15 protein-coding genes and 1 pseudogene are annotated in these 9,545 nt (G+C 68.8%); 2 read left to right on the top strand and 14 right to left on the bottom strand.

Features of this window, described 5'->3' with window-relative positions:
* Positions 1 to 75: 75 nt before the first annotated feature.
* From ACWCXH_RS39125 to ACWCXH_RS39065, 13 genes are all read right to left on the bottom strand, one after another.
* Positions 76 to 474: a site-specific integrase gene (locus tag ACWCXH_RS39125; protein WP_449806285.1), complete on the bottom strand. Its 399-nt coding sequence runs from the start codon at positions 472 to 474 to the stop codon at positions 76 to 78.
* Positions 475 to 566: 92 nt separating this feature from the next.
* Entirely contained in the window at positions 567 to 884 is a 318-nt protein-coding gene (locus ACWCXH_RS39120; RefSeq protein ID WP_449806284.1) for a helix-turn-helix domain-containing protein, read from the bottom strand.
* 90 nt (positions 885 to 974) lie between these two features.
* Positions 975 to 1,421 (bottom strand): hypothetical protein, encoded by a 447-nt coding sequence (locus ACWCXH_RS39115; RefSeq protein WP_449806283.1) that lies wholly within the window; start codon positions 1,419 to 1,421, stop codon positions 975 to 977.
* Positions 1,418 to 1,645, bottom strand: a complete 228-nt coding sequence (locus tag ACWCXH_RS39110) for a hypothetical protein (RefSeq protein ID WP_449806282.1) — start codon at positions 1,643 to 1,645, stop codon at positions 1,418 to 1,420. The genes ACWCXH_RS39115 and ACWCXH_RS39110 overlap by 4 nt, the downstream gene beginning before the upstream one ends.
* 107 nt (positions 1,646 to 1,752) lie before the next feature.
* Positions 1,753 to 2,190 (bottom strand): hypothetical protein, encoded by a 438-nt coding sequence (locus tag ACWCXH_RS39105; protein WP_449806281.1) that lies wholly within the window; start codon positions 2,188 to 2,190, stop codon positions 1,753 to 1,755.
* Between the two features lie 353 nt (positions 2,191 to 2,543).
* Positions 2,544 to 3,725, bottom strand: coding sequence for an AAA family ATPase (locus tag ACWCXH_RS39100; RefSeq protein ID WP_449806280.1), 1,182 nt, complete (start codon positions 3,723 to 3,725; stop codon positions 2,544 to 2,546).
* On the bottom strand, positions 3,722 to 4,597 hold the full coding sequence (locus ACWCXH_RS39095; protein ID WP_449806279.1) for a toprim domain-containing protein: 876 nt from the start codon (positions 4,595 to 4,597) through the stop codon (positions 3,722 to 3,724). The genes ACWCXH_RS39100 and ACWCXH_RS39095 overlap by 4 nt, the downstream gene beginning before the upstream one ends.
* Positions 4,594 to 5,001 carry a hypothetical protein gene (locus ACWCXH_RS39090; protein WP_449806278.1) on the bottom strand — a complete coding sequence of 136 codons (408 nt, stop codon included), beginning with the start codon at positions 4,999 to 5,001 and terminating at the stop codon, positions 4,594 to 4,596. The genes ACWCXH_RS39095 and ACWCXH_RS39090 overlap by 4 nt, the downstream gene beginning before the upstream one ends.
* Positions 4,998 to 5,210: a hypothetical protein gene (locus tag ACWCXH_RS39085; protein ID WP_449806277.1), complete on the bottom strand. Its 213-nt coding sequence runs from the start codon at positions 5,208 to 5,210 to the stop codon at positions 4,998 to 5,000. Before ACWCXH_RS39085 ends, ACWCXH_RS39090 begins: the two co-directional genes overlap by 4 nt.
* Positions 5,207 to 5,416, bottom strand: coding sequence for a hypothetical protein (locus tag ACWCXH_RS39080; protein ID WP_449806276.1), 210 nt, complete (start codon positions 5,414 to 5,416; stop codon positions 5,207 to 5,209). Before ACWCXH_RS39080 ends, ACWCXH_RS39085 begins: the two co-directional genes overlap by 4 nt.
* Before the next feature lie 218 nt (positions 5,417 to 5,634).
* Positions 5,635 to 6,165: a GIY-YIG nuclease family protein gene (locus ACWCXH_RS39075; protein ID WP_449806275.1), complete on the bottom strand. Its 531-nt coding sequence runs from the start codon at positions 6,163 to 6,165 to the stop codon at positions 5,635 to 5,637.
* Positions 6,166 to 6,173: 8 nt separating this feature from the next.
* Positions 6,174 to 6,344, bottom strand: a complete 171-nt coding sequence (locus tag ACWCXH_RS39070; RefSeq protein ID WP_449806274.1) for a hypothetical protein — start codon at positions 6,342 to 6,344, stop codon at positions 6,174 to 6,176.
* Complete coding sequence (locus tag ACWCXH_RS39065) at positions 6,341 to 6,688, bottom strand: helix-turn-helix transcriptional regulator (RefSeq protein WP_449806273.1); 348 nt, start codon at positions 6,686 to 6,688, stop codon at positions 6,341 to 6,343. Before ACWCXH_RS39065 ends, ACWCXH_RS39070 begins: the two co-directional genes overlap by 4 nt.
* Before the next feature lie 18 nt (positions 6,689 to 6,706).
* On the opposite strand from ACWCXH_RS39065, the gene ACWCXH_RS39060 reads away from it, so the two are divergent.
* A complete protein-coding gene (locus ACWCXH_RS39060) occupies positions 6,707 to 7,708 on the top strand; it encodes a hypothetical protein (RefSeq protein ID WP_449806272.1) in 1,002 nt (333 codons plus the stop codon).
* Positions 7,709 to 7,763: 55 nt separating this feature from the next.
* Here ACWCXH_RS39060 and ACWCXH_RS39055 read toward each other — a convergent pair whose 3' ends face one another.
* On the bottom strand, positions 7,764 to 9,299 hold the full coding sequence (locus ACWCXH_RS39055) for a recombinase family protein (RefSeq protein ID WP_449806271.1): 1,536 nt from the start codon (positions 9,297 to 9,299) through the stop codon (positions 7,764 to 7,766).
* A gap of 30 nt (positions 9,300 to 9,329) precedes the next feature.
* Here ACWCXH_RS39055 and ACWCXH_RS39050 point away from each other — a divergent pair.
* Positions 9,330 to 9,518 (top strand): annotated as a pseudogene (locus ACWCXH_RS39050) (MBL fold metallo-hydrolase); the annotation flags it as partial.
* Between the last annotated feature and the right edge of the window lie 27 nt (positions 9,519 to 9,545).

Here is a 9,545-nt window from a genome sequence, read left to right as displayed (position 1 = left end):
GGCTTCTTCTTCCCCATGCTCTCCATGATGGACATCATCCTTACCGGGGCCGAAGCCCCTGATCAGGGGTGTCCGTCAAAGCGAATCAAGCCCACGCCTTCGCTTGCCGGCCATGGCCCTGTCCTGCCGGTGCGCCTTCAGCACGGCCAGGGCGGCGCTGGTGTCGGGTAGGCCCGGGTGCCCGCTGTGGCGGTGGACGGTGCGGATCGCGGCGATGCCCTGCTCGACCGTCGAGGGTGCTCGGTCGAGGTCAGCGAGGTGGCCTACGTACTCGGCCAGCGTCTCGGCGGTCGCGGGCAGCGTGGTGCGGCTGGCCTGCGAGCACCACGTCGTGAAGGCCTTCCACTGGCGCTCGTAGGCGGCGCGGGTGTTCTCGGGGACGGACTGCTCGATGCGGTCGCGGGTGGAGTCGGAGATCTGGTTGTCCGGGTGAGCCGGGAGGTTCGCGGCGGCCGGGACGAGTTCGCTGGACATGCTTCAGCCTCACTGCTCTAACCCTCCATAACCTGACTTATGGAGGGTCAGAACGCTTCCCTAGGAGAACAGGTTGAGTCGGTCGTTCCGCATCAGGAGGCGGCCCGCCACGGGTGGTCGAGGCCCGCATCGCCAACCGCGGCGCCCATCAGCACAGCCCGCTCGCCCTCGGCGAGCCCAAGGGCATCAGCGAGCCTGACCGCGACCGTCCGCGACGGGCAGCGCAGCCCGCCCTCCAGGTTCACCAGGTATCCCGGCGACAGCCCGACCAGGCGGCCAAGCTCGCGCAGGCCCAACCCGGCACGCTGCCGAGCCGCCCGAAGCACCCCGCCCAGTTCCGGCGGCGGCACCCGGCGTTCCCGCAGGCCCCGCACCGGCACCGGTACGTCACCGCCCGGCACGGTCCTCACCCCCGGAGCATGCTTGCCAACCAACGCCCGGCCAACCGAGCGCCTCCGCGTGGCGCCGGTCCACGCGGAGGTGGTGCTCGATCGCCTCGCTCACTCGTCCTCCGCGACGGCGCGGGCCTGACGCAGCTGGTGCCGCAGCAGTTCGAGTTCGCTGAGGACGTTGGACAGGGAGGACGCCAGGGTGGTGACCGTCGCCTCCTCGCCCTCGCCGTCCTGGTACAGCAGGGACTCGCTCAGCGTCACCAGGTCGTCGGGGTGGAGGTAGGTCCTGCCCGACTCCGTGTCGGCCTGGTGCCGCAGCTGGGTCTCCTCCTCGTGGATCCGCCAGAAGTAGGCGCCGAAGAGGCTGTCGAGGGCGTAGGCCCGTTGGACGGGAGTGAGCTGCTGCCAGGCCCGGCGCCCGTACTCGCGGACGTCGACGGACTCGCCGGTGCGCCTGGCGGCCTGCCGGGCCTCGTTGAAGGCGGCGTAGAAGGCCAGGCCTTCGTGCTGGATCTCGGGGACGATGCCGTCGAAGGTCTCCCAGGGCCCGGTCATCGGCCGGCCTCCGCGAGCGCGACGCGGACGAGACGCGGGGCCGCTATGCGGGGCGCCTGGACGACGTAGGTGATGCCGCACGGACCGCGGCGGACGCCCAGGCCCAGGTGCCGGTGCAGCTCGCTGCACTTCGGGCACCTCACGATCGCCTGGATGTGGCCGGTAGTGGCGAGGCGTCTGGCACGCACGTGCGGGACGGGGTTGGTCTCGGAGGTGTAGTTCACGGTGCTGCTCCTTGCTGGGTTGGTCGGGCCCGGCCGGATGCCGGACCCTGGAGGGTGCCGGGAGCGGGCTCACTGCGGATGGGCCCGACCCCGGCAAGTCGTTTCGGTCAGGCGCTGGACCAGGGGACGAGCGCCGGCTGCAGCCAGGCGTCTCCGTCCGAGTCGGCGGCCGTGACCGTGATGCCTCCCGGCCGAAGCACGTAGATCCACTCGTGCCACAGCGGGTCGGCGGTCTCCTCCGTCAGCAGGGTCTCGGGTTCGCGACGGTCGCCGTGGCAGTAGCAGCGGAAGCCGCAGTCCCCGGCGGGCGGGAGCGGGTTGATCCATCCGCAGTCGGCTGTGGGGTCGGTGCCGAGCTGGGACCAGCCAGCAGGGTGCTGGTCGATGAGGAAGCCGAGCATCGCGTCGAGGTCGTGCCGGTAGACGCGGTAGTAGAGGTGCTGCAGCCGGGGGATGCGCGCGGCTGGCTGGCCATCGTTGGCGACGTACCGGCCGTGGAAACCGGTGGGCGTGGGGCGGGCGATGATCGACGGGTGGTTGGACATGGCGGCGCTCCTAGGGCTGGGGCGGGTGCGTGCGGGTGAGGGTCATGACGTTCCGGCTGGGGGCCGACGGTCACGACGTTGAAGGGGCTCCTAGGTGATCGATAGCGGGCACCGGCAGGGCCTCTGTACGTATGGCCTCACCTTCCGCATCTTCGATCTGACCTGCGGTTTTGCTGCCTCGCCTTCGCCCCCACCTTCTTCCTCAGCTTCCGGTCGCCCCTCGCCTTCTGCGGGCCAAGAAGATGAGGGGGTCCGACAGAAGATGAGGAAGAAGGCGAGGAAGAAGATGAGGGGACAAAGGACCAGGTCAGAAAGAAGATGAGGAAGATGCGGGGTGTGTATGGGAGGGAGCGCTACGGTGATGCGGTAGTCGCCCGCTCCGAGCGCTGCTCAGGCAGCCGCCAAACCCACTGCGACTGCCAGGCACCAGTCGGCTTGACGCTCTTGACGCCAAGCTTCGCCTTGGCCTCGCGGAGTGCGTTCGGTGTAAGGCCCGCCTCGCGGGCGGCTTTCTCGATCTCCTTCGGGGGCGCCTCACCCGCCTGCTTCTCGTCCTGCAGGTAGTCCCGTAGCCACGCCGCAGCCTCGTTGAGTTCCGAGCGGCTGGTGCCGAAGCCGCCGTCAACCCGCAGCGCCTCTCGCACCGAGGTCTCGGAATGGCCGCCAAGCACGAATCGGGAGACGTACGACGGCCCCTCGTCGGTGTCCACAGTCACCGGCTGGATCGAGTACTTGAACGAGGGGAGGCCAAGCCGACCAAGATTGTTCTTCTCCAGTGACATGACGAACTCGACGTCACCGTCTTCGTTCTCCTGCTGCGCGAAAGCGATCAGGGATCGGATGAGTTGGCCGAACGCTCCGGACCCGGCGATGCGGTTGACTGGGTCGGCACCGCCGGCCTTGGTGAAGTGGGCGAGACCGACAATCGTGAAGCCGTGCCGCTCGGCACACGCCACCAGAGGCTCCAGTGCTTCGCGGACTTCCGCTGCCCGGTAGTCGTTGATGCCGCTGTCGATGAGCGAGAGCAGCGGGTCGGCGACGAACAGCGCGACGCCGTACTCCTCGGCGGCCTTGCCCAGGAGGGAGATGTCGCTGGGCAACGTGAGGCGTGCGCTCGGCTTCTCGTCGTCCTTGACGTCGATCCGGAAGACCAAGTCGAGGTCAGCACCGGCCGCGATCAGCCGCGGGGCAATGGTGTAGGTCCAGGAGTCCTCCGTGGCTGCGTAGATGACGGAACGGGGCTTGCCGAACAGCTGGCCAGGAAGGGTGCCGCGGGTGACCTGCGCGGTCAGCCATACGACCCACTGGGATTTGCCGAGGCCAGGGCCACCAGCGGCGATAGCGAGGCTGTACATGGGGATCCGCCCATGGCTGGTCGGCGGGGAGCCCTCCGGGGTGGTGTCCCACATCCACCGGACGGGTCGGATTCGAATCTTGGAGGCAGGTGTCAGGACGATTTCCCTGACCGGGGTCGTCTCCGCCTCCGGGGTTACGTCCTTCTCGACATCCGCCTGCCAGCGGGGCTCGTCGGTCACCGGGCCGCCCCCACCATGTCGGTGGTGAACGGCATCGGTGCCCACACCTCGATGAAGTTGCCGGTGGTGCCGCCGCCGTCGAAGTGGTCGGCCGCGTCCTTCCCGAACTGGGCCTGCACGACATAGATCGAGCGGGCGACACCGCGTAGCGTCTCGACGACAAGCTCGGCGTGCTCGCGGCCGGCCTGGTCGCGGTCGGCGACGATCGTGACGTCGGCGCCCTGGAAGTACCGGGCGTGCTCGGGGGTCCATTTGCCGGCGCCAGCCGCGTTGCAGGTGGCCGTGTGGCCGCGGTCGACGAGGGCGTGCACGTCCTTTTCGCCCTCGCAGATCCAGACGACCTGTTCGGCGGCGACGGCGGCCAGCAGCTCCGGGAGCCGGTACGGGACGAGCCGAACCAGCCGCTCCCCGCTGGTCTTGTCGTTGAGGGACCAGCTTCGGCCGGAGCGTGACGTCGGCTCGGGACGCCACTGGGCGAAGCACTTGTGAGCGCATCGGGTGACGCCGTGGACGACGTTGCCGTGTTCGTCGCGGTAGACGTACTCGGCAACGAGCTTGTGCCCGTGGCGGGTGCACGGGGTCCAGTCGTTGTTGCTGTTCCGGGCGGCGGGGACGGTGCCAGTCGGGTCGTCGTCGTACAGGTCGGCTTGGGTGAAGCCGACGGCCTGCAGGAAGGCTTCGTTGCCGTTGCAGGCGTGGCAGTGGACGACGACGCCGCCGTTGCGTCCGCGTTCGATGCTGACGGCGCCGATGTCGCGGGCGTCGTGGCAGATGCCGCGGGCGCGCATCTTGCCGCCGCTGTACCGGGTGCGTTCGCCAAGCTCCTGGAGGCGGTCGACGAGCCGGTTGAAGGCGATCGGGTCGCGGTTCATGCCGCCTCCCGCTTCTCGGCGACGATCTCGTCGGCGAGGAGCGTGACGGCGGCACAGAGCCTGCGGGCCGTGGAGCGTACGGTCCGCTCGGACGGCTGCTCCTCCAGCATCGCCCTGGCCGTGTCGAGGACGACATGGAAGCGGACGCGGGTCTCGTCGGTGCGCGCCGTCCGGACCTGCTGGCTGCGGGGGATGGGCCAGGCGCCGGCGGGGCGTGGGTTGGCCGCTTCTGCCCTCGGGCGGCCGGGGTAGGTGTGCACGGGGGGCTCCGGGATGTGGGAGTGGTCGGGGAGGGAGCCGGGGACGGAGGGCGAGGGCGCGCCCCGGCGGATGGTGTGGGCGGGCAGCCCCGGGGCGGGCAGGTGGTGCCCCACCCCGGGGTGCTCGGTGTGCTGGTTGGTCACTGGGCGGTGCCCCCGGGCTCGTCGATGACGTCGACGTCCGCCTGGAACAGGTGCCGCACGATGCCGGCGACCTCGGCGTGGGTGACGCGGGAGCGGTCGTAGCCGACGATCCAGACGTCGGTGTCGATCTGGACGGGCCGGACCGGGTAGCTGCTAGCACTGGTGAGGACCGGCAGTAGGGCGGCACGCGGCCGCTGCGGGGCGATCACCGGGCCTCCTCGATGGTGACGAGGGTGGCGAGGAGCGTGCGGCGGACGCCCGCGCGGGTTTCGCGGTCGGCCCAGCGAGCGAAGACGGCGGCCGGGTCGGGCGCGGTGAACGCGCCGGTGAAGCGGTCGAAGTTACCGGCGGTGAAGCCGATGGCTCGGAACTGCTGGGCGAGCTGGACTGCGTCGTACAGGGCATCGTCAGCCATCGTGGTGCTACGTCTGGGGATCGGTATTGCCTTGGTGCTGCGATGTGCAACCATGGGCACATCAGTCCTTCCTGGTTGCGCTGGGATGCGACGGACGGACAGCCCCGGGATCTGCTTGGCGGTAGGCACCGGGGCTTCGTCATGTCCGGGTGCGGCTTGGGGCCCTCGTCTGGTGCTGGTGCGGGAACACCGGCGGCCAGGCGGGGGCCGTTTCCGTTTCAGCTGGTCGTGCGGGCATCCGACGGGACCGGTGTGAGCAGAATGCGCAGCCGGTCCTTCTGGCACCGGGTCAGCGGTGGGGCCTCATCGACCTTGGCCTTGATCCGCCGCCAGTACGCGGCGCGACTCTCGTCGCCGATGATCTCGGCGGCCGCGATGAGCCACTCCGAGTAGGTCATCGACGCGAATCCCGAAGTGGCCTTCAGGGCCTGCTTGGCAGCCTCGAACTCGGCGTCGCGCTGTTCGGCAGCTTCCCGCCAGCGGTGCGCTTCCTCGGCCTGCGCCTGCAGGTTGTGGGTTCGGTTGTGAATGGGCCGTTCCTCGGCGATGGCCGCGGACTCGGCGGCGAGCGCCTGACTGCGGTCCTCGTGCCACTCGATGGTCTTGTTGACCACCTGTGGCCACCACTGCTTGTCCCGGGCGTGCTCGGTCCAGCGGTACCTCGGACGGGTGGTGATGCCGACGTAGAGCAGCTGCCCGCCGGCGTCGTACAGGCGGTAGAGGGCGGTGCGGGTTGAGGCGTCGACCATGTCGCTCCCTAGGCAGCTTGCGAGCGGGCGGGACGGCGATCGATGCCGTTGAAGATGGCACGGAGCGTCACGATTTCGGTGTCGGTGAGCGGCGGCCGGGCTGCAACAAACTCGTCGAGGAAGTCATCGGGGTCCTGGCCCGGCGACGGCCTCATCCAGCCGTCGGAGTCGACGATCACGCTCCCTCCTTCAGAGCGCGAAGAGCTTCGACGTACCGATTGAGCAGGGCCCCGCGAGGAACCATGCGCGCGCCGGATTCCCACTGACTCACGGCCTGCCGACTGGCGCCGACGATGTCGGCGAGTTGCTGCTGCGAGAGTCCACCCGAGATGCGCAGTCGACGACGTTCGTCGGGGCTGGGCAGGTCGAGATGGACACGCATCTGAGAGCGGATCATCTCCGCAACCGAAGCGGTCATGTGACCATTTAAGCCGGGGTGGTGACTATAGTCAACAGGTCTGCACGGCTGGTTGGTCGCTAATCGCCCATGCAGCACGGCTGGCCTGTTGACCAGGTCCTGCATAGTTGGGATGCTCGCGAAGTGACCAACCCTGAAAAGCCACGTAGCCCGCGCACGCCAGGCGGCATCGCGACCGCGCGCCAGGTCGAGGCTCTTCGACGAATCGAGGAGACCGGCGAAGCGGTTGCTGGGTCACTCCCAGTCAGGACCTTCTATCCGACGGACGAGGCCGCCAGCCACGGCGTGGTCGCTCACTTCGACTACCGCCCGGATGACACTTGGACCGTCTTTGGAGACTTGAGCCGCGGCCCACACGGCCTAGTGATCTCCCGGCTGGAGATCACACCGGCCGAGGGATCCACCGGCGTAACTGGCGGCCTCCTGCGCAAGATCCCGACCGGGGAGATCCTTTCCGCCGTAAGGCTGAAAGCGGCATGGGAATCGGCGCAGCGCGACGGCACCCGCGCCTTGCTCGGCGAGGAGCCCGTCCCGGGCCTCTTCGAGGAGGGCGATGCAGCGGCCCCCCAAAGAGGGGGCCGAACACCGATCACACCTGACCTCCTGCGCCAGGTAGCCATGGCGTACCTAGAAGAGACCGCGCCGGGAACGCCATCGGGGGCGATGAAGCGGATGGCTGAACGGTTCGGGCGACCAGAGGAAACCGTTCGCACCTGGGTGACCCGGGCACGGAAGGATGGCTGGCTGGGCCCCGGAGCAAAGGGGAGGACCGGTGCGGAGCCGGGGGCAAAGCTGCTCCAGTGGATCGGCGATGCCATGACCAGCTCCGAGGCTTACATGAAGGAAGCCAGGCGTATCGCCAAGGACTGGGGCATCACCAGCCGCGGGCCCGTGAAGGCCGCGCTGATCGCCTACGAGGACCCGACTGAGCGGGACCTTTCCCACCGAATGGGGCTGCCTCCCCTGGAGGCGAGTGTCGCTGCTCAGGCTCTGTTCGGTAAGCAACTCTCAGCCGAGCTGGCAAGTCGCGCCGGGCAGCCGGGCGGATCCGATGAGTCGGCCTTTGAAGAACTGGCTGGCGAGTTGCGCAAGGAGTTCGGCGCCAGGGGCTACAAAACCCCCTGACACAGCGAGGCGGCCCGACTTTGCACTCAAGCCGGGCCGCTCCTGCATGCTCTGGTCATCCAGCCAGAGCACCCCAGCGCATTTCAACGGTCGTGTGGTCGAAACCAGGCCCGCGGCGCTGAGCCGGGAAGACCTTGAGACGTAGCCCCAGGCCCTCCAGCACACGCCGCCGACGGGTCACATCCAGCGCCTGCCACCGTTCCGCCGCCTGCGGCCCAACCAGCCCATCGAACACGGTCAGATCGAACGCCGGTCGAAGTCGCCGCGCCTCCGCTCGCGCCTCGGCGATCTGCTTTGTGAGGGACTCCGTGATTCGGACGAGCTGGTCACGGGTGATGAGACCAGCAGCGAAGTCGTCGGCGGCAACCGCCTGACGCGCCCTAAGGCCCTCGGCGCGCTCCAGAGCGGCGAGGGCGGCGGTGTCGTCCTGCTTGAAGATGTCAGCCGCGCCGGCCGAGGAGAGGATCTTCACCACGGCCTTGCCGACGTAATCGTCAAGCGCCGTCTCGTTCCGTCCGACGCAGCCCTGGTTCGACGCGCACACGTAGGTCGGCCGCTTGGTGCCTCGCTTCGCATTGCCCTTCAGGGCGACCCGCAGGTGTCCTTCACAGACGCCGCAGATCGCGATTTCACCCCAGGACAGGAGATGCACCCGAGCGCCGGGGCGCTCGCGGGAGACGGCCCGGTCGGCAAACAGCTCCTTGATCTGGGCGTGCTGCTCGGCGGTGATGAGTTCTGGCCACGCTGCCGGGTACTCCGAGCCCAGATGGGTGCGGATCGCGGCATTGGCGGGGCGCAAGGCGATCTTCTTCGTGCTGGTCTTGTTCCACCGGCGGCCTTCCTCGTCCTGACCGAGGGTGCGGTGCTTTCGGTTCTGCCCTGCGCCCGGCGCGGGAACGCCGCGCTCGTTCAGGTCAGTGGTGATGCTCATGAGGGACTCGCCGGCGAGCAGGCGGGTAACGATGTCGCGGACGACTGCAGCCTGTTCCGGATGTTCCTCGTCGTGGAAGCCGACGATTCGGCCACGATTGTCGTACTCGTACTGTCGACGCCATCCATAGGCGACGGCCCCGTTTGCACGCCCTTCCTGGGCGCGTTCGAGGGCGGCGCGCTGCACGCGTTCGGACTTCACCTCGGACTCGGTGGTGTCGTTCTCGCCGGCCTGGGCTAGGGCAGAGCGCTGCGACGCCTTGGAAAGGTCGTAGTAGCCGCCGGACTCGAAGGCGACGAACACGCCCGCCCGCCGGAGGTCTTCGATCGCCTGGGCCCGTTCGACGCGGTTCCGCCAGAGCCGACTGGAGTGGTAGGCGAGGACGACGACCCGCTTGCCGGCGGCCTTGGCCTGGGTGCCGAGTTCGATTGCGGCGGCCATGAGCCTGTCGTAGTCAGGGCGGTCGCCGCCGTCCAGGGCACTCAGGTCGTTGTCGCAGAACTCCGCGTGCAGGTGCCAGCCTTCGCTGGCGCAGTGGGCGCGGAGGTCGGCCTGCTGGCGCTTTACGCCGCGTCGCTGGTCGAGTTGGTCTTCGGAGATGCGCGAGTATCCGAGGGCCAGCACCATGCTTTCGGTCGGCGGGAGCTGAGGGATCGTCATGGTTGACATAGTACCCTCCAAGGCCCTTAACTGTTCCCCGGCGGCGTCGGCAACACCTGGGGCGACCCGGAGGCCTTCCGGACCCTCTTCCGGGACGTCAACGAGAAGATCTTCGACGCCCTCCCCGACGAGGCCTGGGTCTACCCCGGCCACGGCAACGACACCACCATCGGCACCGAGCGCCCCCACCTGGAGGAGTGGCGCGAGCGCGGCTGGTGACCGCAGCGCCGGGCGGGTCGGCTCCAA

The organism is Kitasatospora sp. NPDC001660 (genome assembly GCF_053596725.1).
The sequence above is the reverse complement of the archived record's forward strand: the minus strand, read 5'-3'. Positions and strand labels throughout refer to the sequence as shown.

Excerpts from the sequence above, each read along its gene's own strand:
- ACWCXH_RS39065 (WP_449806273.1), bottom strand. The coding sequence starts at position 6,688 with ATGCAGGACCTGGTCAACAGGCCAGCCGTGCTGCATGGGCGATTAGCG.
- ACWCXH_RS39080 (WP_449806276.1), bottom strand. The coding sequence starts at position 5,416 with ATGGCTGACGATGCCCTGTACGACGCAGTCCAGCTCGCCCAGCAGTTC.
- ACWCXH_RS39095 (WP_449806279.1), bottom strand. The coding sequence starts at position 4,597 with ATGAACCGCGACCCGATCGCCTTCAACCGGCTCGTCGACCGCCTCCAG.
- ACWCXH_RS39055 (WP_449806271.1), bottom strand. The coding sequence starts at position 9,299 with ATGACGATCCCTCAGCTCCCGCCGACCGAAAGCATGGTGCTGGCCCTC.
- ACWCXH_RS39115 (WP_449806283.1), bottom strand. The coding sequence starts at position 1,421 with ATGACCGGGCCCTGGGAGACCTTCGACGGCATCGTCCCCGAGATCCAG.
- ACWCXH_RS39125 (WP_449806285.1), bottom strand. The coding sequence starts at position 474 with ATGTCCAGCGAACTCGTCCCGGCCGCCGCGAACCTCCCGGCTCACCCG.
- ACWCXH_RS39075 (WP_449806275.1), bottom strand. The coding sequence starts at position 6,165 with ATGGTCGACGCCTCAACCCGCACCGCCCTCTACCGCCTGTACGACGCC.
- ACWCXH_RS39105 (WP_449806281.1), bottom strand. The coding sequence starts at position 2,190 with ATGTCCAACCACCCGTCGATCATCGCCCGCCCCACGCCCACCGGTTTC.